Below are 21,751 nucleotides of genomic sequence, written 5' to 3'. Positions count from 1 at the left end.
TGCACACATACCGTCACGGCCGAACGGATTCCCGACACCATGTCGGCGCAGTGCTGCGCCGGAGGAGGACCAAGTGCGCAAACTGCTGCCGCTGATCGGTACGAACCCGCACGGAGGCGGCCGTTCCGCCCTCACCTGCCGGTTCCGGTGCGGTGACGCCTGCTTCCACGAGGTGCCCAACACCAGCGACAACGAGTACGTCGGCGACGTCATAGCCGGTGTGCTGTCGCGCCGTTCCGCGCTGCGCGCCGCCGCCGTCGTGACCGTCGCCTCCGCCGCCGGCGGTGCCGTGGTGGTCGGCGGGGCGCCCGCCGCCGAGGCGCGCCCGGGGCACAAGCCCGCCCCCACGGCGGACGGCGCCCGCGGGCTCCGCTTCGCGCCCGTCGCGCCCAACACCGCCGACGCGGTGACCGTGCCGGCCGGGTACGGCCAGAACGTCGTCATCCGCTGGGGCGAACCGATTCTGCGCGGCGCGCCCGCCTTCGACGCCGAGAAGCAGACCGCCGCGGCGCAGGCCGGGCAGTTCGGCTACAACAACGACTTCCTCTCCCTGCTGCCGCTGCGCGGCGAGCGCGGGCGCCAGGTGCTCGTCGCCAACCACGAGTACACCGACGAAGTGCTGATGTTCCGCGGGTACGACTCCGAGAACCCGACCCGCGAGCAGGTCGAGATCGCCTGGGCCGCGCACGGCCTCTCCGTCGTCGTGGTGCAGGAGGAGCACCGGACGGGCAAGCTCTCCCCGGTCTCCCGGCACTACCTGAACCGGCGGCTGCACACCACGAGCGAGTTCGAGCTGACCGGGCCCGCCGCCGGGTCCGCGCTCGTGAGGACCTCCGCCGACCCGGAGGGGCGTACCGTCCTCGGCACGCTCAACAACTGCGCCGGCGGCACCACCCCGTGGGGCACCACCCTCCACGGCGAGGAGAACTTCAACCAGTACTTCGCGTACGGCTCCTCCGCCACCGACAAGCGGTACGGCGTCGGCACCGGCGCCTCCGAGCGCAAGTGGGAGCGGTTCGACAAGCGCTTCGACCTCCGCGCGGAGCCGAACGAGGTCCACCGCCAGGGCTGGGTCGTCGAGCTCGACCCGTACGACCCGGAGTCGACGCCGCGCAAGCGCACCGCGCTCGGCCGGTTCAAGCACGAGGCCGCCCAGCCGCGCCTCACCGCCGACGGGCGTCCGGTCGTCTACATGGGCGACGACGAGCGCTTCGACTACTTCTACAAGTTCGTCTCCTCGAAGCGGATGATGAAGGGGAACTCGCGGAAGGCGCGCGAGCACAACCTCACCCTCCTCGACGAGGGCACCCTGTACGTCGCCAAGCTCACCGGCGACTCCCCGGCCGCCGAGATCGACGGCACCGGAAAGCTCCCGAACGACGGCGAGTTCGACGGTTCCGGCACCTGGATCCCGCTGGCCACGGCCGGCGAGGACGGCGCCGTCTCGCACGTCCCCGGCATGACCGCCGAGGAGGTGTTCGTCTTCACGCGCCTCGCCGGTGACAAGGTCGGCGCCACGAAGATGGACCGCCCCGAGGACGTCGAGCCGTCGCCGCGCTCCGGCCGCGTCTACGTCGCCCTGACGAACAACACCAACCGCGGCAAGGGCACCAACCCGGGCGCGGACGAGGCCAACCCGCGCAACCTCAACAAGCACGGGCAGGTCCTGGAGCTCGCCGAGCACTGGGACGACCCGTCCTCGGACGGCTTCGCCTGGCGCCTCTTCCTCGTCGCCGGCGACCCGAACGACCCGGCCACCTACTTCGCGGGCTACCCGAAGGAGAAGGTCTCCCCGATCTCCTGCCCGGACAACGTGGCCTTCGACCCGCACGGCAACCTGTGGATCTCCACGGACGGCAACCAGCTCGGTTCCCACGACGGCCTCTTCGGCGTCGCCGTGCACGGTGACCGCCGCGGCGAGCTGAAGCAGTTCCTCACCGTGCCGCGCGGCGCCGAGACCTGCGGCCCGGTCATCCAGGACCGCCGCGTCCTGGTCGCCGTGCAGCACCCGGGCGAGCTCGACGGCGCCTCCGTCGAGAACCCGGCCTCCACCTGGCCCGACGGTCCCGGCAAGATCGTCCGCCCGTCGGTCGTCGCCGTCTGGCGCACCGACGGCCGCGACATCGGCGTCTGAGACCGGTGGCCGCGGGGCCCGGGGGTGGCGTCACGCCACCCCCAGGCCCTCCCGGAAGCGGACGAACTGTTCCTCCGGGTCGCCCGTGTACGCCCACGGGACCCAGGCCGCCCGCACGCCGAGCAGGCCCATCAGCTCCCGCGCCAGCTCCACCTGGCCCGCGTAACAGGCCGCGTGGGCGAGGAAGTTGAGCTCGCCGACCTCCTCCGGCGCGATCGGCCGGGACGCGTCCCGGCCGCCGATCCAGCGGTCGTGGGTGCGCCGCAGCTCGGTCACCGCCAGCTCGTGCTTCCAGTGCTGGTCGAAGCCGCGCACCGGGCCGCGCCCCAGCGCCCCGTCCGCGATGTAGCGGTACTCCTCCACCCGCGCCACCTGCACCAGGACCGGCAGCGCCGAGCCGGGCGGCGCCACTCCGGCGGCGTCGCGGGCGAAGTCGTACATGGAGCCGTGGGTGCCGTGCCAGCGGGCCGAGAGGTAGCGCAGGACCTGGACGTGGCCCTCGATGCTGTACGGGTCGCGTCGGCGCAACTCGTCGAACCAGTAGCGCAGTTCGCGGCGCGGGACGCCGCCCTCGTACAGCCGCGCCACCGACAGCAGCGACACCCACGGCATCGGGTCGGCGGGCGCGGCCTCCGCGGCGCTCCGGCAGGCGTCGACGGCCGCGTCGATCCTGGTCCGGTCGACGGCGGCGCCCCTCCCGGCGGCGATGGCCGCGTCGAAGACCCGTACCACCTCGGTCGCCGCCCGCAGCACGGCCGCGTCCGCGCTGTGCGGTTCGGCCGCCCGCCAGGTCTCGACGGTGGAGCTGCCGGCGGCGGCGTGCGAGAGCAGCCGGACGCGGTGGGTGCGGCGGGCCCAGTCGTCGCCGGTGGCGGCGAGCAGGTCGCGTACGCCCTGCCACCGGCCGATGACGATGTCGTGGCGGGCCTCCGTCAGCGCGCGGTCACCGAAGTCCGGGTCGAAGTCGGGCGTGAACCGCTCCCCGCGGGACCGCCTGAGGGCGCGTCGGCGTACGCCCATGGGGCCTCCTTCCCTCACGAAGTGCCGGGTGTCGTCGTCAGAAGTCCGTGGCGTAGCTCTTGTCCCGCAGGCGCGCGCCGGGGGAGGTGGGGGCGGCCTCGCCGGCGGCGGCGAGCGCGCGGCCCGCGTCCAGGCGGGCGGGGCGGTAGTAGTCGCTGCCGCGGCGCCGGTAGACGGCCATCGGGACGAGGCCGGCGGCGAGGCCGCCGAGGCCGATGGTGAGCGCGGTGGTGGACAGTTCGCCGAGCGATTCGACGAAGGCCCACAGCATGAACGCCGAGCCGAGCAGCGGCCACACCCCGCCGAGCAGCAGGTTCTTCACGGAGCGCAGCAGCAGCGACTTGTAGGCGACGGCGGCGGCGATGCCGGCCAGGCCGTAGTAGAAGGCGATCTGGAGGCCGATCGCGGAGACCGCGTCCCGCAGGATCCGCTGGACGGAGCCGGCGGCGGCCGCGGCGGCGAAGAGGACGAGGGCGGCGGCGCCGACGGCGGCGATCGCGACCCACGGCGTGTTCCAGCGGCGGTGGACGAGGCCGAGGGCGGCCGGCAGGGTCCGGTCGCGGCCCATCGCGAAGAGCGAGCGGGTCACCTGGAGCAGGGTGGTCTCCAGGGTGGCGACCGTGGACAGGATCACGGCGACGACCAGCAGTTTCCCGCCGACGCCGGGCCAGATCTCCTCGCCGAGGACGGCGAGCACGTTCGGCCCCGCGTCGAGGATCCGGTCGGCGGGCAGCAGCACGTTCACGGCGACCGTGAAGGCGACGAAGAGGAGGAAGACGAAGCCGACGCCGACCAGCGCGGCGAGCCCGGCGGTCCGCCGGCTGTTCCGGGTCTCCTCGCTGAGGTTGCTGGTGACGTCCCAGCCCCAGTAGTAGAACGCGGCGATCAGCGCGCCCGCCGCGAAGCCCTCCGGACCGTGGAAGTGCCCGAGGCCGAACCAGGACCAGTCGAAGGCGACCGCCCGGCCCCGGTGCGCCACCGCCGCCAGGACGAAGGCGAGCAGGATGGCCATCTCGATGCCCGACATGAGGAGCTGGGCGCGGACGGTGAGCCGGGTGCCGCCGAGGACGACGCCGAGCATCAGCAGGAACCAGCAGGCGCCGACGGCCGTGGCCAGCGGGGTGGAGGAGGCGAGGCCGGGGGCGACGAGGGCGAGGGTGAGGGAGCCGGCGGGCAGCGAGCCCGCCACCATGAAGACGGTGGCGGCGAAGACCAGCGCCCAGCCGGAGAGGAAGCCCAGGAAGGGGTGGAGGGTGCGGCCCACCCAGGAGTAGCCGGCGCCCGCGTTGACGTCGATCCGGCCGAGGCGGGCGTAGGCGAGGACGATGCCGAACATCGGTATCGCGCAGTAGAGGAGCGCGGCCGGCCCGGCGAACCCGACCGCGCCGAAGAGGACGGCGGTGGTGGCGGCGAGCGAGTAGGCGGGGGCGCTGCCGGCGACGGCCATCACGATGGTGTCGAAGGTGCCGAGGACGTTGGGCTGGAGCCCTCTGCTCGTGGTCGTGCGCATGACGGTGTCCTCGGAGTCCTGGGGGTGGGGAGTGGGGGTTCCGGACGACGGAGGGAGGGGCGGGAGGGCGGCGGGGCGAGCGGGCAGGGCGGAGCGGGGTGACGGGCGGGCCGGGTGACGGGCCTCGTGCGGGCGCGGGCAGGGGTACGGCAGGGGACGGGCAGGCCTGCGGACGCTGATCACATCGGGGCGGTCGAGCGCATCGTAGTCGCCCGGATGGAATCCGGTAACGGTGGCAGGAAGGTTCCGTTCCGTGACCGCCGGTAAGTCCTTCGACGCGCCCCTGGCGGAGGGTTTACGTCCTGTCCGGGGGGAGTTCGGGGCCGGCGATGGCGCGGGCCGCGCGGACCTCCTGGCGGAGCGGCGCGAGGACGCCGTCCTCGTCGTCGGGCAGTTCGGCGCGGACCGGGACGAGGACGTCGGTGGCGCGCAGCCCGTCGGCGAGTTCGCGCAGCTCGCGCGCCACCTCGGCGACCTCCGCCGGGTCCGGTGGCGGGGCGCCGTGCGCGACGCGGATGCGGGCGGCGGTGGTGGCGTCCACGATCCGCTCGACGGCGATCGCCAGCGGCCACCAGGCGGCGGCGCGGGTGCCGGTCGGCGGCGGTTCGGTGAGGGCCCGCTGGAACTCGGAGCGGACCGTCGACAGGTCCCGGTACAGCTTGCGGCGGGCCCGCAGCCGGGCGGCGTCGACGCCGGGCCGGGAGGCGCCTGCCCCGGTGGTGCCTGCCCCGGTGGTGCCTGTCCCGGCGGCACCGGTCTCGGAGGCGCCGGTCCCGGGGGCGGCGGGCCGGAAGGCGAGGGCCACGTACGCGGCCGCGTCGGCGACCGCGTCGGCGAGCCGGTCGCCGATCCGGCTGTGCCAGGACTCCGGCCAGAGCAGGTAGCCGGCGACCAGCGCGATGGCGCAGCCGATGAGGGAGTCGTACAGGCGGGGCAGGACGAGGCCGAAGCCCTGCTGGTTGAGGGCGTCGGAGAGCAGCAGGATGACGGGGGTGACGGCCGCGGTCTGGAAGGCGTACCCCTTCGCGGAGAAGACCGGGATGAGCGCGGCGAGCACCGCCATCACCGGTACGTCCCACCAGCCCCGGGGCACCTCGGCGAGGACGAGGGCGGCGGAGACCAGGCCCAGGCAGGTGCCGACGGCGCGGAGCACGGCGCGGGAGAAGACCGAGCCGAAGTCGGGCTTCATCACGAAGGTGACGGTGAGCGCGACCCAGTACGAGCGGGGCACGGCGATCAGCGAGACGAGGGACTGGGCGAGGCCGATGCAGAGCGCCAGGCGGAGCCCGTACCGCCACGAGGGCGCGGACAGCAGCATCGTGCGGGTGGCGCGGCGGGCGCGGACGGCGAGGGAGGCGGGGCGGCCGAGGCGGTCGTCGACGTCGTGGGGGTGGGTCCGGGCCTCATGGACGACGGCCGCGGCGTGCCGGAGCGCGTGCTCGACGGCCTTGTCGGAGGGGCGGTCCGAGGGCGGGAGGACCGGTGCGGCGGGTTCGGCGCGGCCGTGCTCCACGGCGTCGGCGAGGGCGCGGACCGTCGCGGCGACGGCCGGGGGGAGCGGTCCGTGGCGGCGGGCGCGGAGGTCGGCGGCGGGGGCGGCCTCCAGGAGCGGGATCAGCACGTTGAGCTGGGCGAGCAGCCGGGCCAGGGAGGAGGTGCGGCCGTGCTGGCGGGTGCGGCGGGCGAGGATCAGGTCGTACGACTGGTTCAGCGAGCCGGTCACCGCGTGGCGTCTCTCCTGGTACGCCTCCGAGCCCGCCGCCTCGTACAGGTCGGCGACCGTCCGGTAGGTGGCCGCGACCGCGGCCCGCTCGGGGGCGGCGCGGCGCAGCGGCCAGCCGAGCAGCGTGAGCGCGAGGACGACGAGGCCGCCGAGGCCCAGGAGGACGGGGGCCTTCCACCACGGGTCGGGCATCGGCAGGCCCGCGCCGACGACGGCGTTGAGGAGCAGGAGGAGGCCGGAGGCGGAGGCGACCGCGCCGATCGAGGAGATCATCCCGGAGACGAGCGCGACGAGGGTGAGCGTGGCGACGGCGAGCCAGCCGTGCCCGAAGACGAGCGTGCCGAGGGTGACGCCGAGGGCGCCGAAGAGCTGGGGGACGGCGATGTTGAAGACGCGCATCCGGTAGGCGTCGGCGGTGTCCCCGATGACGCCGGAGAGCGCGCCCATCGAGACGAGGGCGCCTTCGGCGGGGCGGTCCAGGGCGAGGCCGGCGGCGAGCGGGAGGGACAGGGCGAGGGCCGCGCGGACGGTGGCGGGCCAGGGGACGGGCGCGGGTTCGGGGCGCAGTCCGGCCGTCAGCCACGCCGGCGGCACCATCCGCCCCGTCCCAGAAGCCATGCCCCCAACCTACGTGGACCCGCCGGGCCCCGCCGCGCACGCGCCGCCCGCCGTGGGGCGGGGGCGGGTCAGTTGCGGTACGACTCGACCTCCGAGGCCGGGCGGAGGGTGGCGGTGTCGGGGTCCTCGCCGAACTCGGACTTGGCGCGCCGCTGCCGGAGCAGGTCCCAGCACTGGTCGAGGCGGACCTCCAGGGCCGCGAGGCGTTCGCGCTCCTCGGGGAGGAGGCCGCCGGTGCGCCCGCGCAGGGCGCGCTCCTCCTCCACGAGCGCTCCGATGTCGTCGAGGATCTGCTCGTTGTCCATGCTCCCAGCGTCGCCGATCAGCGCCCTTCGTGCAGGTCGACGTCGGCGAGCACGGCCCGGTGGTCGCTGCCGGGGAGGGGCGGGAAGCGGGTGGCGACGGGCGTGAGGCCGGGGGACGCGAGGACGTGGTCGATCTGCACGAAGGGCGGGATCGGGCCCTCCGCCGGCCAGGTGGGGGTGCGGGAGGCGCCGGTGGCACGGGCCGCGTCGAGGAGGGGGCGGGCGGTGAGGAAGGCGCGGTAGGCGGCGTGGTCCTGGGAGGCGTTGAAGTCGCCGGCCAGGAGGAGGGGCTCGCCCGGCGGGCGGGACGCGACCTCCGCGCGCAGGCGGGCCAGTTCCGTCTTCCAGAGGTCCACCTGGTCCGGCAGCGGCGGCATGGGGTGCGCGAGCTGGAGCCGTACCGGCCTTCCGGCGATCTCGGCCGTCGCGCCGGGCATCCCCATGGTGGCGGGGACGGCGGACCGGTCGCGGAGGGGGTAGGCGCTGAGGATGACCGAGCCCTTCGAGCCCTCGGCGTCCACCGAGGCCCGGTGCGGCAGCTGCGCGGAGAGCGCGGCGGTGAGGGTGTCCGCGCAGCGGGGGTCGCACTCGGAGACGTACAGGAGCTGGGGCTTCTCGCGGCGCGCGAGGTCGACGAGGGAGCCGGTGGCCTGCCCGAACTCGACGTTCGCGGCGATCACGCGGATCCGCGCGACGGGCGTGCCGGAGGAGTGCACGAGCATCGGGGGGAGCGTCGTCCAGGCCGTGAACAGGAGGACGAGGACCGCGAGCCAGGTCAGCGGCCGGTGCCGCGAGGCCGCCGCGCACAGTGCTCCCAGGGCGGCGGGGACGGTCAGCCAGGGGAGGAGGGAGAGCAGCTGCGGGACGGGGGTGACGCCGTCCGTGCCGTAGGCCTTGCAGCCGGCGACGACCGCCGGCACGGCCAGGAGCGGTCCGGCGGCCCAGGCGGCGGCGCGGCTGCCCGGCCCGGGCCGGAGGGGGACGGGGGGCCGGGGGGCGGGGGCCTCCGCGGCGGGCGTCGGCTGGGCGTCGGGGGCGAGGGCGCGGTCCACTCCGTCAGTGTCGCAGGGCCCGTTCGATCTCCGCGGTCGTCGGGCCCGTGAGGGTCCGGTTGCTGCGCGCCGTACCGGACTTGGAGGCTCCGGCGGGGACGCCGTCGAGGGTGAGGACGACGGTGTCGAGGAAGGTGCCGCCGTCGCCGCGGAAGGTGACCAGGACCGTGTAGTCGGCGGTCGCGTCCTCCGGGTTGGTGGCGGTGACCGTGGCGACCGTGCGGTCGCCGTCGGCGGAGGCCGGGCCCGCGGTCACGTCGGCGGTGGCGTTCGCCCCGTCCCTGATCTCGTCCGCCTTCCGCCGCGCCGCCGAGGCGACCGCGGAGCTCGCCGAGGAGACGATGTCCCCGGCGGCCTCCTCGGCCGCCCCGCAGCCGGTCGCGGCACCCGCGACGGCGCCGGTCGCGGCGAGGGCGAGGAGCGCGGCCACGGCCCGTCGGCGCCGGCGGGCGCCCACGTCAGTGGCGCTCGTCGCGGCCGTAGTGGTCGTCCGTGGCCAGGGCCCAGATCACGAAGACCGAGATGGCCATGGAGAAGAGCGCCCACCACGGCTGGTAGGGGATGAAGAGGAACTGCGCGAGGAGGTTGAGGGAGGCCAGGGAGATGCCGGCGACCCGGCCCCATTCGGCGCCCTTGAGGATCCCGTAGCCGGCGATCGCGACGATGATGCCGAGGATCAGGTGGATCCAGCCCCACGTGGTGAGGTTGAACTTGAAGACGTAGTCGCCGACGCGGGCGTAGACGTCGTCCTCGGCGATCCCGGCGATGCCCTGGAAGACGTCCATGATGCCGGTGACCAGCATGAGGACGCCGGCGAAGAGCGTTCCGCCGGAGGCCCAGGCCTCCGAGGTGCTCGACCTCGGGGGGCGGGAGGCGGCGTCCGGTCGCGGGGGTGTGCTGTTCTGGCTCATGGGCCCATAGTGGGATCAATAGGAACATTTCGGCCTTCTGATTACTCCGGACGAGTGGAGCGAGCGTGCTTGCGTCCTCTTAATCTGGACGGATAGAGTCCAGAATCATGAGGATGAACGAGGGCGTGGAGTGGGCGCTCCACAGCTGTCTCAACCTGGCCTGGATCGGCCCCGGACGGGCGGTCACCGCCGCCCGGCTCGCGGCCTACCACGAGCTGCCCGCCGCGTACCTGAACAAGCAGCTCCAGGCGCTCGTCCGGGCCGGCGTCCTCACGTCCGCCTCCGGGCCCAAGGGCGGCTTCCGGCTCGCCCGCGACCTCGACCGGATCACCCTCATGGACGTCGTCACCGCCCTGGAGGGCCCCGAAGAGGCCTTCCGCTGCACCGAGATCCGGCAGCAGGGGCCGGGCGCGGCTCCGGGCGCCGGCCCCGCGGGCGGGCGCGCCCCCGAGTGCGCCATCGCCGGCGCGATGGGCCGCGCCGACCTCGCCTGGCGCCGCGAACTCGCCGCCCAGACCCTGGACTCCGTCCGCGAGCGCGCCGAACGCCAGGCGCCGGACGCCCCGGACCGCATCCGGCGGTGGTTCGCGAACGTGGCGTGAGCGGCGGCCGCGCGGCGGCGGTGCCGTCCCGGCTCCTTGTTCGGGACATGAAACATCCAGAATCATCCGATGGGGAAGGAACCTCCGGCATGACCGATCAGCGCACGCTCACCAACCCGCCCGCCCTCCACGACCCCGCCCCCTTCGGCTACAGCCACGCCGCCTCCGCCCCCGGCGAACTCGTCTTCATCGCCGGCCAGTACGCCTCCGACGCCACCGGCGCGCCCGTCCCCGGAGACTTCGCCGACCAGGTCGCGCTCTCCCTCGGCAACCTCCGCCACGCCCTCGAAGGCGTCGGCCTCGGATACGAGCACGTCGTCCGGCTCGGCTCGTACGTCGTCGACCACGACCTCGCGAAGCTGGAGGTCCTCGGGAAGGCGCTGCACGAGGCGTTCGGCGAGCGGCTGCCCGCGCAGACGCTCAGCGGGGTCGCCTCGCTCGCCCTCCCCGGCATGCTCTTCGAGATCGACGCGGTGGCCGTCCGGCCCGCCGACCGGGACGGAACCGCGGGCCACTGACCCGACTTGCGGGACGCCGGCCGCGGGTGTGCCCTGGAGGGTGCAGCAGCAGGGGGGCGACACGAAGGAGCTCCTGCCATGGCCGCACACGCAGCGGTACCCGCACGGCGTTCCGTGGAGACGCACGGCGCCGTCCTGCCCGCCGTCATCGGCGTCCTCTACGGCCTCTGGGCCGCCACCGTCTCGCGGCACGGCGGGGCGCTCACCTGGGGCCAGCTCTGGCTCGGCATCCTCTCGGCGGCCCTGCTCGCCGGCGCCCTGTGGGCGCTCCGCACCTTCGGGCGGGCCCTGCCGCGCGAGGCGCGCGCCGTGGCGTGGGGAGCGGTCGCGGGCGGCGCGACCGGCTTCCTCTACAGCCTCTCCGGGGCGAGCGTGCTCTCGTCGAGCGGGCTCGGGCTCGCGGTCGCCATCGCCGTGGGCGCGGGCATGTTCTACCTCTTCTACACGCACGAGGACGCCGCCGGACGTCCCGCGCCGTACTGACCGCACCCGTCCGGGGCCACCCCCTCCGGACTGCGCCCGCGCCCGTCCCGCAGCAGACTGGAGGGGTGCGGTCCGCAGAGGGAGGCACGGCATGGCCGGAACGAACGGCGTCGCGGTGGAGACCGAGGGCCTGGTGAAGGCCTTCGGCGCCAACCGGGCCGTCGACGGCGTCGACCTGCGCGTCCCGGCCGGGACCGTGTACGGCCTGCTCGGGCCCAACGGCGCCGGGAAGACCACCGCGGTGAAGCTGCTCGCCACGCTGCTCCGCCCGGACGCCGGGCACGCCCGCGTCTTCGGGCACGACGTCGTCGCCGAGGCCGACACCGTACGCGGCAGGGTCAGCCTCACCGGCCAGTACGCCTCCGTCGACGAGGACCTCACCGGCACCGAGAACCTCGTCCTCCTCGCCCGGCTCCTCGGCCACGGCCGCCCCGCCGCCCGCGACCGGTCCGCGCAGCTCCTCGACGCCTTCGGCCTCACGGACGCCGCCGACCGGCAGGTCAAGAACTACTCGGGCGGCATGCGGCGCCGCATCGACATCGCCGCGTCCATCCTCAACACCCCCGACCTGCTCTTCCTCGACGAGCCGACCACCGGACTCGACCCGCGCAGCCGCAACCAGGTCTGGGACATCGTGCGGGCCGTCGTCGACCAGGGCACGACCGTCCTCCTCACCACCCAGTACCTCGACGAGGCCGACCAGCTCGCCTCCCGGATCGCCGTCATCGACCGCGGCAAGGTGATCGCGGAGGGCACCAAGGGCGAGCTGAAGGCCTCGGTGGGCTCGGGCTCGGTGCACGTACGGCTCCGGGACGCGGAGCAGCGGGCGGAGGCCGGACGGGTCCTCACCACCGCCCTGAACGCGGCCGTCCAGCTCGACCCCGACCCGGTCGCCCTCACCGCCACCGTCAACGGCCACGGCACCGACCTCGGCGCCGCCGAACAGGCCGCGCGCGCCCTCGCCGAGCTGGCCCGCGCCGGGATCACGGTGGACAACTTCGCACTGGGCCAGCCCAGTCTCGACGAGGTGTTCCTCGCCCTCACCGACCGGAAGGGACCGGCCGCATGAGCACCGGCACGTCCACGGAGACCGACCGGGGGGCCGACTTCGCCGCGCCCCGCGCCGACGAACTCGCCGCCCTCCTCCTCGCGAAGGACCGGCCCGCCCGGCCGGGCGCGCTCTCCGCGTCGCTCACCTTCGGCTGGCGGGCCATGCTGAAGATCAAGCACGTGCCGGAGCAGCTGTTCGACGTGACGGCGTTCCCGATCATGATGGTGCTGATGTACACGTACCTCTTCGGGGGCGCGCTGGCCGGCTCCGTCTCGGCGTACATCCAGTTCCTGCTGCCCGGCATCCTCGTGATGTCGGTCGTGATGATCACGATGTACACCGGCGTCTCGGTCAACACCGACATCGAGAAGGGCGTCTTCGACCGCTTCCGCACCCTGCCCATCTGGCGGCCGGCGCCGATGGTCGGCTACCTCCTCGGCGACGTCGTGCGCTATCTGATCGCCTCCGCGGTGATGCTGAGCGTCGGCCTCCTCATCGGCTACCGGCCCGGCGGCGGGGTGGTGGGCGTGCTGCTCGGGGTGGCGCTGCTGCTGGTCTTCTCGTTCGCCTTCTCGTGGATCTGGACCATGTTCGGACTGCTGCTGCGCAGCGAGAAGTCCGTCATGGGCGTCAGCATGATGGTGATCTTCCCGCTGACCTTCCTTTCCAACGTCTTCGTCGACCCGAGGACCATGCCGGGCTGGCTCCAGGCCTTCGTGAACAACAGCCCGGTGACGCACCTGGCGACGGCGGTGCGGGAGTTGATGGCCGGTGAGTGGCCGGCCGCCGACATCGCCTGGTCGCTGGGGTGGTCCGTGCTCTTCGTCGTCGTCTTCGGCGCGGTGACGATGCGGCTCTACAACCGCAAGTGACGCCTACCGGCCGCGGGGCGTCTTCTGCTGGACGGCCCAGCGGTTGCCGTCCGGGTCGGCGAAGCGGACGAACGAGCCCCAGGGCTGGTCGTCGATCTCGCCGACGTCCACGCCGCGGGCGGTCAGCTCGGCGTGGGCGCGCTCGATGTCGTCGACGACGACCTGCAGGTTGTCGAGCGAGCCCGGGGCCATCTCGGTGATGCCCTTCCCGAAGGCGATCGAGCAGGCCGAGCCGGGCGGGGTCATCTGGACGAAGCGGATGTCCTCGCTGACGGTGACGTCGTGGTCGGGGTGGAAGCCGACGCGCTCGTAGAAGGCCTTGGCCCGGTCCACGTCGGTCACGGGCACGCCGATCAGTTCCAGTCTGATGTCCATGGCAGAATCCTCCGCCCCGAAGCCCGCGCCCGCCCGCCGGACGCACCCGCCGTCCCCCGGGCGGGGGCGCCGCGCCGGCGGAACCGGCGCCCCGCACGGGGTCAGACGGTGCGGACCACGACGACCGGGCAGGGGGCGTGCTGGGTGACGTTGGTGGAGACGGAGCCCAGGACCGCCGCCTTGAAGCCGCTGTACCCCCGGTCCCCCACCACCAGCAGCTCCGCCCCCCGCGCCTGGTCGATCAGTGCCTGCGCCGGATTGCCGGAGACGACCGTGCGGGTCGTCGCCGCCGCCTGCTCCGGCGTGAGGGCCTCCGCGAGGGCCTGGTCGAGGATCTGCCCGGCGAGCCGCTCGGGGTCGAACTCCGGCGGCACGGCAGGCATCAGCGTCGCCCAGGACGCCGGGTACTCCCAGCTGATCACCGCGTGGATGGTGTCCCCGGTGAGCGCGGCCTGCCCGGCCGCCCACTTCAGTGCCTTCAGGGACGGGCCCGAGCCGTCCACGCCCACCACGATCCTGCCGCCGGCCATCGCCGACCTCCGTCCGTCGTCGCGAGAGTCAAGAAGAGTCAAACTCTCCTCAACCTAACAAATCGGTCAGTCGAGCCTCAGGTCCGCCAGCTGCTTCTCGAAGGGGACGAGCTCCTCCTCGGCCCCGGGGCCGCTGTCCGCCGTCGCCGCCACCAGGTCCGCGAACTCCTCGCCGGCCCGGGTGATCCGGTGCGGGAGCCCCTCGGTGTACTCGTCGCCGCCCGTGCCCCAGTCCTCGGAGGCCGCGTAGACGGCGGTGGAGGAGATCCGGGCGCGCAGGTAGGCGAAGAGGGGGCGGAGGGCGTGGTCGAGGACCAGGCTGTGCCGGGCGGTGCCGCCGGTCGCGCCGAGGAGGACCGGCGTACCGGTGAGGGCCGCCGGGTCGACCAGGTCGAAGAAGGACTTGAAGAGGCCGCTGTAGGAGGCGGTGAAGACGGGGGTGACGGCGATGACGCCGTCCGCGCCCGTGACCTTCTCGATGGCCTCCTCCAGCGCCTCCGACGGGAAGCCCGAGACGAAGTTCTTCGCGATGTCCACTGCCAGGTCGCGGAGTTCGACGACCTCGACCTCGACGGCGTACTCCCGCTCGGCGAGCCGGTAGCGGGCCGCCTGCGTGAGGCGGTCGGCGAGGAGGCGGGTGGAGGACGGGCTGCTCAGGCCCGCCGAGACGGCGACCAGCTTCAGCGTACGCATGGCGTCAGACCTCCTTGGACGCGAGGACGGCGGGGTGGAGCGGGGCGGTGGCCGGGACGCCGGCCGGGCGGAGGTTCGCGAACTCCTTGCGGAGGACGGGGACGACCTCCTCGCCGAGGATGTCGAGCTGCTCCAGGACCGTCTTCAGGGGCAGTCCGGCGTGGTCGACGAGGAAGAGCTGGCGCTGGTAGTCGCCGACGTAGTCGCGGAAGGAGAGGGTGCGCTCGATGACCTCCTGCGGGGAGCCGACGGTCAGCGGGGTCTGGCTGCTGAACTCCTCCAGGGAGGGGCCGTGGCCGTAGACCGGCGCGTTGTCGAAGTACGGGCGGAACTCCCGCACGGCGTCCTGGGAGTTCTTCCGCATGAAGACCTGGCCGCCGAGGCCGACGATCGCCTGCTCCTCGGTGCCGTGGCCGTAGTGCGCGTACCGCTGCCGGTAGAGCCGGACCATCTTCTCGGTGTGCTGCTTGGGCCAGAAGATGTGGTTGGCGAAGAAGCCGTCGCCGTAGTACGCGGCCTGCTCGGCGATCTCCGGGGAGCGGATGGAGCCGTGCCAGACGAACGGCGGGACGCCGTCGAGCGGGCGCGGGGTGGACGTGAAGCCCTGGAGGGCGGTGCGGAACTTGCCCTCCCAGTCGACGACGTCCTCCCTCCACAGCTTGTGGAGGAGCGCGTAGTTCTCGATGGCGAGCGGGATGCCCTGGCGGATGTCCTGGCCGAACCACGGGTAGACCGGGCCGGTGTTGCCGCGGCCCATCATCAGGTCCACGCGGCCGTCGGCGAGGTGCTGGAGGGTCGCGTAGTCCTCGGCGATCTTCACCGGGTCGTTGGTGGTGATGAGGGTCGTGGACGTGGAGAGGACCAGGTTCTCCGTGCGGGCCGCGATGTGGCCGAGGAGGGTGGTGGGGGAGGACGGGACGAACGGCGGGTTGTGGTGCTCGCCGGTCGCGAAGACGTCGAGCCCGACCTCCTCGGCCTTGAGCGCGATGGCGACCGTGTTCTTGATGCGCTCGTGCTCGGTGGGGGTGCGGCCGGTGGTGGGGTCGGTCGTCACGTCGCCGACGGTGAAGATCCCGAACTGCATCGTGGTCACCTCTCGCGTTCCGAAGTAGTAGTTGAAGCTTAAATCATCTCGTCCAACGGCGCCACCCGCCCGCCTATTCCCCGGCCCCGGACCGCCCGCTCCCCGACCCGTACCCTGGACGCCATGACCGGGAGGACGCACGACAGCGAGAGCTGGAAGGAGCGGGGCGTGATGCTCCGCGTCTTCGTCTACGTCTTCGCCACCCACGCCTTCGCCGGCTTCGTCTGGCTCCTCTTCCACGTCGGGCAGAACGCCCAGAAGTAGGCGGCACGCCTCCACGACGCGAACTGGTGTTCGCCTGATCGCCGGGAGGCGCGGTTCTCGCGTCGAGTGCGTGCGGGTGTGCGGTGCTCGCGCCTACGGTTCTCTTGCCGGATGCGAGGTCATTCGGGTCGGGAACGGGCGGGGGCGGTCGTGACACGAGGAGACGTGGCGGACGCCAGGCGTGTCCGATATACGTACCGCCTCCGTGTGTCATCCGCCGCGCTTGCGGGGTTGTCGGCGGAATGGGCGCGGTGCCGTTGGATCTGGAACGAGTGCGTCTCCGTGGCCAAGCGGGTGTACGCACACAATCAGGCGTCCGGCCAGAGAGTGACGTGTGGGCCGGCGCAACTCGACAAGCTGCTGACACAGGCTCGCGCCCGCAGCCCCTGGTTGCGTGAGGGATCTTCCGTTCCCCAGCAGCAGGTCGTGCGGGACTTCGGCTCCTCCCGAGCCAAGGCGCTGAAGGACATCAAGGCCGGGCTGCCCATCCACCGCCGGACAGGAATGCCCAGATACCGGCGGAAGAGGGAGACCGACCCGAGCCTGAACTACACCCGGAACGGGTTCCGGATCAAGGGCGGGCGGCTGTACCTGGCAGGTGGAATCGTCCTGACGGTGGTGTGGTCGAGGGATCTTCCCGCCACCCCGTCCAGCGTGCGCGTATACCGCGACCACATCGGGCACTGGTACTGCTCGTTCGTCGTTCCCGCCCGACCGGAACCGCTGCCCGCCACAGGCAGGGTCATCGGTATCGACTGGGGTGTGAAGGTGACCGCGACCACCACCTCCGACTCGTATGACCTGCCTTGTGCAGGACACGGAAAGCAGGCCCGGGAGAAGCTGGCCGGGTATGACCGAATGACGGCCCGTCGCAAGCCGGAGAAGGGCCGGTCCGGATCGAAGGGTTACCGCACGGCGAAGAGGCTACGGGCGAAGCTGTACAGGAAGGTCGCCCGGCAGGGCCGTGCACCTGGTCAACCCCGCGCACACCACGATGGACTGCGCGCAGTGCGGAGCGAGAGCCAAGCACGTACTGCCGCCGGGGATGCGTGTCTACACCTGCTCCGCGTGCGGGGTCTCGTCTCCTCGGGACAAGAACTCCGCACGCGTGATGCTGATCAGGGCTGGTCTGTGCCCTGCTGGTGCTGAGGGCCCAAGACCTGGTGAGGCGCTGCCTCACCAGGCTGCCTGAGCCAGAAATTCCCTCCTCTTGGGGGAGGGGAGCAGTCAAGTAGAGTCGCCGACGTGAACGGTGCGATATCGGTCGTCGGAATCGGCGCGGACGGCTGGGACGGGCTCCCCGAGAGCTCCCGCCGCCCCCTGCGCGCCGCCGAGGTGCTCATCGGCGGGCCCCGCCAGCTCGACCTCCTCCCCGCCGCCGACTGCCCCGGCGAGCGGATCGCCTGGCCCTCCCCGCTCCGCCCCGCCGTCCCCGGCCTGCTCGCCGCCCACGCGGGCCGCGCGATCGCCGTCCTCGCCAGCGGCGACCCCTCCTTCCACGGCATCGCCCGCACCCTCGCCGAGGCCGCCGGCGACCCGGCGCCCGCGCTCGACGTCCACCCGCACCCCTCCTCCGTCTCCTACGCCTGCGCCCGGCTCGGCTGGCCGCTGGAGGCCGTCGAGACCCTCTCGCTCGTCGCCCGTCCCCTCGACGCCCTGCGCGCCGCCCTCCACCCCGGCCGCCGGCTCCTCCTCCTCGGCGAGGGCCCCGAGACCCCCGCGCGGGTCGCCGCGCTGCTCCGCGAGGCCGGCTGGGGCGGCACCAGGATCCGGGTCCTCGAACAGCTCGGCGGCCCCGCCGAGCGGCTCCTCGACGCCACCGCCGCCGACTGGCCGCACGCCCGCACCGACGCCCTCCACGTCCTCGCCCTCGATTGCGTCCGCGACCCCGGGACCCTCCGCCTCGGTGCCGCGCCCGGCCTGCCCGACGAGGCCTACGAGCACGACGGGCAGCTCACCAAGCGGTACGTCCGCGCCGCCACGCTCGCCGCCCTCGCGCCCGCCCCCGGCGAACTCCTCTGGGACGTCGGCGGCGGCTCCGGCTCCATCGGCATCGAGTGGATGCGGACCCACCGCGACTGCCGGGCGATCGCCGTCGAGCGCGCCCCCGAACGGGCCGCCCGCATCACCCGCAACGCCGCCGCCCTCGGCGTGCCCGCCCTCCGCGTCGTCACCGGCCCGGCCCCCGCCGCGCTCGCCGGCCTCCCCGTCCCCGACGCCGTCTTCATCGGCGGCGGGCTCACCGTCCCCGGCCTGCTCGACGCCTGCTGGGACGCGCTCCCCGCCGGCGGCCGGCTCGTCGCCAACACCGTGACGCTCGAATCCGAGGCGCTGCTCGCCGACCGCCACCGCCGCCACGGCGGCGAACTCGTCCGGCTCGCGGTCTCCGCCGCCGTGCCCGTCGGCGGCTTCACCGGCTGGCGCACGGCGATGCCCGTCACGCAATGGTCCGTAACGAAGGGTTCTCCAGAGGCATGACCGTCTACTTCATCGGCGCGGGCCCCGGCGCCGCCGACCTCATCACCGTGCGCGGCGCCCGCACCCTCGCGGCCTGCGGGGTCTGCCTCTACGCCGGCTCCCTCGTCCCCGCCGAGCTCCTCGCCGAGTGCCCGCCCGGCGCGAAGCTCGTCGACACGGCGAAGATGCACCTGGACGAGATCGTCGCCGAGATCACCGCCGCCCACGAGGCCGGCCAGGACGTGGCCCGGCTCCACTCCGGCGACCCGTCCGTCTTCTCCGCCATGGCCGAGCAGATGCGCCGGCTCGACGCGGCCGGCATCCCCTACGAGGTCGTGCCCGGCGTCCCGGCCTTCGCCGCCGCCGCGGCCGCCCTCAAGCGCGAGCTGACCGTCCCCACGGTCGGCCAGACGGTCATCCTCACCCGCGTCGCCCAGCAGGCCACCCCCATGCCGGAGGGCGAGGACCTCGCCACCCTCGGCCGCAGCGGTGCCCTGCTCGTCCTCCACCTCGGCGCCCGCTACGTGGACCGGATCGTCTCCGAACTCGTCCCCCACTACGGCGCCGACTGCCCGGCGGCCGTCGTCGCCATGGCCAGCCGCCCCGACGAGCTGGTCCTGCGCGGCACCCTGGAGGACATCGCCGGCCAGGTGAAGGAGGCCGGCGTCACCAGGACGGCCGTCATCGTCGTCGGCCGCACGCTCGCCGCCTCCGAGTTCCGCGACAGCCACCTCTACGACCCGGCCCGCGACCGCCACACCTGCTGACGCACCGGAGGCCGGGCCCGTAGCGGCCCGGCCCCCGTCCTCGCCACGGCTCAGGCGTTGGGCCGCTTGCCGTGGTTCGCCTTCTTCTTCTTGCGGGCCCGCTTCTTGTTGCCGCGCTTCGCCATGGGACTCCCTCTCTCGCGGGGTTGCGTCGTGGCCAGCGTAGGTTCGGGGGCGGGGCTCCGCACGTCGGTGCCGTCCACTTGAATGGGCCCATGACCGTCTACGACGTGGCCCGGGCGCTGCCGGGCATCGAGGAACTGCGCGACCACTCCCGGGGCCTCGCGATGCTGGACGCCGTGCTGAGCCCCGCGTGGGAGGGCCGGTACTACTCCTTCGACGCCCATTGGTCCGGGACCGAGCAGCTGGCGTCGATGAAGGACGGCCAGGGCGGCGAGTACACGATCGTCCTCTCCCCGGCGGGGGCCTTCGCCCGCGTCTTCGACCACGAGTCGCCGCTGAGCCCGTACGGGCCCCTCGCGGACGGAGCGACCTGGCCCGGCGTGCTCGACGGTGTCCCGGACGCCTTCCGGGAGTACCTGACGGAGCCCGCCTTCCTCGACGAGGACGACGTCCACGTCACCACCGCCTGCCTGTGGCGCGAGGCCGCGGACACCGCCTGGCACACCGGCCCCGTCGCCTTCCCCGACCTGGACGGCCACCCGGACCCGGACGGCTCCCACGGCCTCCTCCGCCTGCTCCTGGACCGCACCCCCGAGGCGTACGCGGCATGGGCCTCGGAGTACTACGAGACCCCCGTCGACCTCGACGCCGTCCGCCACGTCCTCGCCCTGCGCCCGCTCACCCGGGAGCTCGTCTCCGTCCTCCACCCCGGCGTGGACCTCGCCGACCTGGCCGAGGACGTCACGGAGATCGGCTACCCGACGGCGGCCGCCTGACCGGACGCCGGACTACGGTCCCGCCGGCTCCGCACGCCCCACCACGGCGCCCGCGCGGTCGATGCAGACCACGTCGACGGTGACCGGGGCGCCGCGCAGGACCGTGAGGGCCTCGTCGCGGGCGCGGGCGGCCACCAGGTCGCCGAGGGGGACGCCGGCCGCCTCGCAGAGCCGCAGGGCGGCCAGGCCCGTGTTGGCGGCGGCGACCTCCGCCGCCAGGGCCTCGGACGCGCCGGCCTCGCGGGCCAGGTCCGCCAGGAAGCCCTTGTCGACCTGGGAGCGGGCCGAGTGCAGGTCCAGATGGCCGGCGGCCAGCTTGGAGAGCTTCGCGAAGCCGCCGCAGACGGTGAGGCGGTCGACGGGGTGGCGGCGGACGTACTTCAGGACGGCGCCGGCGAAGTCGCCCATGTCGAGGAGGGCGATCTCCGGCAGGTCGTACAGCTCCGTCACCGTGCGCTCCGAGGTGGAGCCCGTACAGCCGGCGACGTGCGTGAGGCCGCCCGCGCGGGCCACGTCGACGCCCCGGCGGATGGAGTCGATCCACGCCGAGCACGAGTAGGGGACGACGACGCCGGTCGTGCCGAGGACCGACAGGCCGCCGAGGATGCCGATGCGCGGGTTCCAGGTGGAGCGGGCGATCTCGGCGCCGTCGTCGATCGAGATCGTGATCTCGACGTCCCCGGGGGCGCCGTGCGCCGCCGCCACCTCCGCCACGTGCTCCCGCATCAGCCGCCGCGGCACCGGGTTGATCGCCGGTTCGCCGACCTCCAGGGGCAGGCCCGGCAGGGTGACCGTGCCGACGCCCTCGCCCGCGCGGAACACGACGCCGGAGCCCGGCGGCAGGAGCCGCACCGTCGCGCGGACCACCGCGCCGTGCGTGACGTCCGGGTCGTCGCCCGCGTCCTTCACCACCGCCGCCATCGCCGCGCCCGCCGTCAGCGACTCGGCCGTGAGCGCGAACGACGGCGTCTGCCCCTTCGGCAGGGTGATCGTCACCGGGTCCGGGAAGTCGCCGGTGAGCAGCGCCGTGTACGCGGCCGTCGTCGCCGCCGTCGCGCACGCGCCGGTCGTCCAGCCGGGCCGCAGACCGGTGTGCTTGAGTTGGGCCTCGCGCCCGCCGCCGGTACTCACGAAGGGGCTCCTATGCACGTACTCATTCTCGGGGGGACGACCGAGGCCCGCGTCCTGGCCGGGCTGCTGCACCCCCGCACGCGGGTGACCAGCTCCCTCGCCGGGCGGGTCGCGGCGCCCCGGCTGCCCGCCGGAGAGGTGCGGATCGGCGGCTTCGGCGGCGCCGGGGGGCTGGCGGCGTGGGTGCGGGAGCACGCCGTGGACGCGGTCATCGACGCCACCCATCCCTTCGCCGAGCGGATCAGCTTCCACGCGGCCCGGGCGGCCGCCACCGCCCATGTTCCCCTGCTGGCGCTGCGCCGCCCCGGGTGGGTCCCGGGGGACGGCGACGACTGGCGCGACGTGGCGTCCCTGGAGGAGGCGGCCGCGGCCCTCGACGGGCTGGGCGACCGGGTGTTCCTCACCACCGGCCGGATGGGGCTCGCCGCCTTCGCCGACCGCCCCGAGTGGTTCCTCGTGCGGTCGGTGGACGCGCCGGACGCCCCGATGCCCGCGCGGACCGAAGTCCTCCTGGACCGTGGCCCGTTCACCCTCGACGGCGAAAGGGAACTGATCGCCCGTCACCGCGTCGACGTGCTCGTCACGAAGGACTCCGGCGCCGCCGCCACCGCCCCCAAGCTCACCGCCGCCCGCGAGGCCGGCATCCCGGTCGTCGTCGTCCGCCGCCCGCCGGTCCCGGAGGGCGTGCCGACGGTGGCCTCACCGGAGCGGGCGGCGGAGTGGGCGCTCTCCCGCTGAGGGGAGCCGCCGGA

Annotated in this window: 24 protein-coding genes and 1 pseudogene; 12 read left to right on the top strand and 13 right to left on the bottom strand. The window is 73.9% G+C overall.

From position 1 onward, the window contains the following. The first annotated feature begins 73 nt into the window (after positions 1 to 73). On the top strand, positions 74 to 2,134 hold the full coding sequence (locus tag IE245_RS01655) for a PhoX family protein (protein ID WP_189944739.1): 2,061 nt from the start codon (positions 74 to 76) through the stop codon (positions 2,132 to 2,134). A 30-nt stretch (positions 2,135 to 2,164) separates the two neighbouring features. Here the strand turns inward: IE245_RS01655 and IE245_RS01650 are convergent, their stop codons facing one another. The 7 genes from IE245_RS01650 to IE245_RS01620 form a co-directional block, all read right to left on the bottom strand. Further along, a complete protein-coding gene (locus IE245_RS01650) occupies positions 2,165 to 3,154 on the bottom strand; it encodes a hypothetical protein (protein ID WP_189944738.1) in 990 nt (329 codons plus the stop codon). A gap of 37 nt (positions 3,155 to 3,191) precedes the next feature. Beyond that, complete coding sequence (locus IE245_RS01645) at positions 3,192 to 4,664, bottom strand: APC family permease (protein ID WP_189944737.1); 1,473 nt, start codon at positions 4,662 to 4,664, stop codon at positions 3,192 to 3,194. A gap of 295 nt (positions 4,665 to 4,959) precedes the next feature. Beyond that, positions 4,960 to 7,005: an FUSC family protein gene (locus IE245_RS01640; protein ID WP_229851032.1), complete on the bottom strand. Its 2,046-nt coding sequence runs from the start codon at positions 7,003 to 7,005 to the stop codon at positions 4,960 to 4,962. Between the two features lie 68 nt (positions 7,006 to 7,073). Then, positions 7,074 to 7,310, bottom strand: a complete 237-nt coding sequence (locus IE245_RS01635; protein WP_189944736.1) for a DUF2630 family protein — start codon at positions 7,308 to 7,310, stop codon at positions 7,074 to 7,076. Between the two features lie 17 nt (positions 7,311 to 7,327). After that, positions 7,328 to 8,362, bottom strand: coding sequence for an endonuclease/exonuclease/phosphatase family protein (locus IE245_RS01630; RefSeq protein WP_189944735.1), 1,035 nt, complete (start codon positions 8,360 to 8,362; stop codon positions 7,328 to 7,330). 4 nt (positions 8,363 to 8,366) lie between these two features. Beyond that, entirely contained in the window at positions 8,367 to 8,819 is a 453-nt protein-coding gene (locus IE245_RS01625) for a hypothetical protein (protein WP_189944734.1), read from the bottom strand. A 1-nt stretch (position 8,820) separates the two neighbouring features. Beyond that, complete coding sequence (locus tag IE245_RS01620) at positions 8,821 to 9,273, bottom strand: DUF7144 family membrane protein (protein ID WP_189944733.1); 453 nt, start codon at positions 9,271 to 9,273, stop codon at positions 8,821 to 8,823. 113 nt (positions 9,274 to 9,386) lie between these two features. Between IE245_RS01620 and IE245_RS01615 the strand changes: the two genes are divergently transcribed. The 5 genes from IE245_RS01615 (at position 9,387) to IE245_RS01595 (ending at position 12,799) form a co-directional block, all read left to right on the top strand. After that, positions 9,387 to 9,875, top strand: coding sequence for an RrF2 family transcriptional regulator (locus tag IE245_RS01615; protein ID WP_189944849.1), 489 nt, complete (start codon positions 9,387 to 9,389; stop codon positions 9,873 to 9,875). Positions 9,876 to 9,964: 89 nt separating this feature from the next. Beyond that, positions 9,965 to 10,393, top strand: coding sequence for a RidA family protein (locus tag IE245_RS01610; protein ID WP_189944732.1), 429 nt, complete (start codon positions 9,965 to 9,967; stop codon positions 10,391 to 10,393). A gap of 78 nt (positions 10,394 to 10,471) precedes the next feature. After that, positions 10,472 to 10,876 carry a hypothetical protein gene (locus IE245_RS01605; protein ID WP_189944731.1) on the top strand — a complete coding sequence of 135 codons (405 nt, stop codon included), beginning with the start codon at positions 10,472 to 10,474 and terminating at the stop codon, positions 10,874 to 10,876. Positions 10,877 to 10,967: 91 nt separating this feature from the next. Then, positions 10,968 to 11,945: an ATP-binding cassette domain-containing protein gene (locus IE245_RS01600; protein WP_189944730.1), complete on the top strand. Its 978-nt coding sequence runs from the start codon at positions 10,968 to 10,970 to the stop codon at positions 11,943 to 11,945. Next, on the top strand, positions 11,942 to 12,799 hold the full coding sequence (locus IE245_RS01595; protein ID WP_189944729.1) for an ABC transporter permease: 858 nt from the start codon (positions 11,942 to 11,944) through the stop codon (positions 12,797 to 12,799). The genes IE245_RS01600 and IE245_RS01595 overlap by 4 nt, the downstream gene beginning before the upstream one ends. A gap of 3 nt (positions 12,800 to 12,802) precedes the next feature. On the opposite strand, the gene IE245_RS01590 is transcribed toward IE245_RS01595, so the two are convergent. The 4 genes from IE245_RS01590 to IE245_RS01575 form a co-directional block, all read right to left on the bottom strand. After that, on the bottom strand, positions 12,803 to 13,174 hold the full coding sequence (locus IE245_RS01590) for a VOC family protein (protein WP_189944728.1): 372 nt from the start codon (positions 13,172 to 13,174) through the stop codon (positions 12,803 to 12,805). A gap of 101 nt (positions 13,175 to 13,275) precedes the next feature. Continuing rightward, positions 13,276 to 13,704, bottom strand: a complete 429-nt coding sequence (locus IE245_RS01585; RefSeq protein WP_189944727.1) for a universal stress protein — start codon at positions 13,702 to 13,704, stop codon at positions 13,276 to 13,278. A gap of 66 nt (positions 13,705 to 13,770) precedes the next feature. Continuing rightward, the gene (locus IE245_RS01580) at positions 13,771 to 14,397 is read right to left on the bottom strand and encodes an FMN reductase (protein ID WP_189944726.1); all 627 of its coding nucleotides are present in this window, start codon (positions 14,395 to 14,397) and stop codon (positions 13,771 to 13,773) included. A 4-nt stretch (positions 14,398 to 14,401) separates the two neighbouring features. Next, positions 14,402 to 15,481 (bottom strand): LLM class flavin-dependent oxidoreductase, encoded by a 1,080-nt coding sequence (locus tag IE245_RS01575; protein WP_189944725.1) that lies wholly within the window; start codon positions 15,479 to 15,481, stop codon positions 14,402 to 14,404. A 123-nt stretch (positions 15,482 to 15,604) separates the two neighbouring features. On the opposite strand from IE245_RS01575, the gene IE245_RS01570 reads away from it, so the two are divergent. From IE245_RS01570 to cobM, 4 genes and pseudogenes are all read left to right on the top strand, one after another. Further along, a complete protein-coding gene (locus tag IE245_RS01570) occupies positions 15,605 to 15,745 on the top strand; it encodes a DUF6126 family protein (RefSeq protein WP_189944724.1) in 141 nt (46 codons plus the stop codon). A gap of 111 nt (positions 15,746 to 15,856) precedes the next feature. Then, a pseudogene (locus IE245_RS01565) lies at positions 15,857 to 16,937 on the top strand (RNA-guided endonuclease InsQ/TnpB family protein). Between the two features lie 53 nt (positions 16,938 to 16,990). Continuing rightward, entirely contained in the window at positions 16,991 to 18,223 is a 1,233-nt protein-coding gene (gene cbiE, locus IE245_RS01560; RefSeq protein ID WP_189944723.1) for a precorrin-6y C5,15-methyltransferase (decarboxylating) subunit CbiE, read from the top strand. Beyond that, the gene (cobM, locus tag IE245_RS01555) at positions 18,220 to 18,969 is read left to right on the top strand and encodes a precorrin-4 C(11)-methyltransferase (protein WP_189944722.1); all 750 of its coding nucleotides are present in this window, start codon (positions 18,220 to 18,222) and stop codon (positions 18,967 to 18,969) included. Before cbiE ends, cobM begins: the two co-directional genes overlap by 4 nt. 50 nt (positions 18,970 to 19,019) lie before the next feature. Here the strand turns inward: cobM and IE245_RS37995 are convergent, their stop codons facing one another. Further along, the gene (locus tag IE245_RS37995; RefSeq protein ID WP_099895366.1) at positions 19,020 to 19,094 is read right to left on the bottom strand and encodes a 50S ribosomal protein bL37; all 75 of its coding nucleotides are present in this window, start codon (positions 19,092 to 19,094) and stop codon (positions 19,020 to 19,022) included. Positions 19,095 to 19,184: 90 nt separating this feature from the next. Between IE245_RS37995 and IE245_RS01545 the strand changes: the two genes are divergently transcribed. Beyond that, on the top strand, positions 19,185 to 19,868 hold the full coding sequence (locus IE245_RS01545; protein WP_189944721.1) for a hypothetical protein: 684 nt from the start codon (positions 19,185 to 19,187) through the stop codon (positions 19,866 to 19,868). A gap of 12 nt (positions 19,869 to 19,880) precedes the next feature. Here the strand turns inward: IE245_RS01545 and IE245_RS01540 are convergent, their stop codons facing one another. Further along, positions 19,881 to 20,999 carry a cobalt-precorrin-5B (C(1))-methyltransferase gene (locus IE245_RS01540; RefSeq protein ID WP_189944720.1) on the bottom strand — a complete coding sequence of 373 codons (1,119 nt, stop codon included), beginning with the start codon at positions 20,997 to 20,999 and terminating at the stop codon, positions 19,881 to 19,883. Positions 21,000 to 21,011: 12 nt separating this feature from the next. Here IE245_RS01540 and IE245_RS01535 point away from each other — a divergent pair, with 12 nt between their 5' ends. Further along, positions 21,012 to 21,737 (top strand): cobalt-precorrin-6A reductase, encoded by a 726-nt coding sequence (locus IE245_RS01535; RefSeq protein WP_189944719.1) that lies wholly within the window; start codon positions 21,012 to 21,014, stop codon positions 21,735 to 21,737. The last annotated feature ends 14 nt before the right edge of the window (positions 21,738 to 21,751 follow it).

It is taken from the genome of Streptomyces roseolus (genome assembly GCF_014649855.1).
GTDB lineage: Bacteria > Actinomycetota > Actinomycetes > Streptomycetales > Streptomycetaceae > Streptomyces > Streptomyces roseolus.
Note: the sequence above shows the minus strand (reverse complement) of the source record. Positions and strands in the feature narration are given on the sequence as shown.

What these genes read in the sequence shown, in the direction of transcription:
- IE245_RS01650 (WP_189944738.1), bottom strand. Translation starts at nt 3,154, where the DNA reads ATGGGCGTACGCCGACGCGCCCTCAGGCGGTCCCGCGGGGAGCGGTTC.
- IE245_RS01645 (WP_189944737.1), bottom strand. Translation starts at nt 4,664, where the DNA reads ATGCGCACGACCACGAGCAGAGGGCTCCAGCCCAACGTCCTCGGCACC.
- IE245_RS01640 (WP_229851032.1), bottom strand. Translation starts at nt 7,005, where the DNA reads ATGGCTTCTGGGACGGGGCGGATGGTGCCGCCGGCGTGGCTGACGGCC.
- IE245_RS01635 (WP_189944736.1), bottom strand. Translation starts at nt 7,310, where the DNA reads ATGGACAACGAGCAGATCCTCGACGACATCGGAGCGCTCGTGGAGGAG.
- IE245_RS01620 (WP_189944733.1), bottom strand. Translation starts at nt 9,273, where the DNA reads ATGAGCCAGAACAGCACACCCCCGCGACCGGACGCCGCCTCCCGCCCC.
- IE245_RS01615 (WP_189944849.1), top strand. Translation starts at nt 9,387, where the DNA reads ATGAACGAGGGCGTGGAGTGGGCGCTCCACAGCTGTCTCAACCTGGCC.
- IE245_RS01610 (WP_189944732.1), top strand. Translation starts at nt 9,965, where the DNA reads ATGACCGATCAGCGCACGCTCACCAACCCGCCCGCCCTCCACGACCCC.
- IE245_RS01605 (WP_189944731.1), top strand. Translation starts at nt 10,472, where the DNA reads ATGGCCGCACACGCAGCGGTACCCGCACGGCGTTCCGTGGAGACGCAC.
- IE245_RS01600 (WP_189944730.1), top strand. Translation starts at nt 10,968, where the DNA reads ATGGCCGGAACGAACGGCGTCGCGGTGGAGACCGAGGGCCTGGTGAAG.
- IE245_RS01595 (WP_189944729.1), top strand. Translation starts at nt 11,942, where the DNA reads ATGAGCACCGGCACGTCCACGGAGACCGACCGGGGGGCCGACTTCGCC.
- IE245_RS01590 (WP_189944728.1), bottom strand. Translation starts at nt 13,174, where the DNA reads ATGGACATCAGACTGGAACTGATCGGCGTGCCCGTGACCGACGTGGAC.
- IE245_RS01585 (WP_189944727.1), bottom strand. Translation starts at nt 13,704, where the DNA reads ATGGCCGGCGGCAGGATCGTGGTGGGCGTGGACGGCTCGGGCCCGTCC.
- IE245_RS01580 (WP_189944726.1), bottom strand. Translation starts at nt 14,397, where the DNA reads ATGCGTACGCTGAAGCTGGTCGCCGTCTCGGCGGGCCTGAGCAGCCCG.
- IE245_RS01575 (WP_189944725.1), bottom strand. Translation starts at nt 15,481, where the DNA reads ATGCAGTTCGGGATCTTCACCGTCGGCGACGTGACGACCGACCCCACC.
- IE245_RS01570 (WP_189944724.1), top strand. Translation starts at nt 15,605, where the DNA reads ATGACCGGGAGGACGCACGACAGCGAGAGCTGGAAGGAGCGGGGCGTG.
- cobM (WP_189944722.1), top strand. Translation starts at nt 18,220, where the DNA reads ATGACCGTCTACTTCATCGGCGCGGGCCCCGGCGCCGCCGACCTCATC.
- IE245_RS01545 (WP_189944721.1), top strand. Translation starts at nt 19,185, where the DNA reads ATGACCGTCTACGACGTGGCCCGGGCGCTGCCGGGCATCGAGGAACTG.
- IE245_RS01535 (WP_189944719.1), top strand. Translation starts at nt 21,012, where the DNA reads ATGCACGTACTCATTCTCGGGGGGACGACCGAGGCCCGCGTCCTGGCC.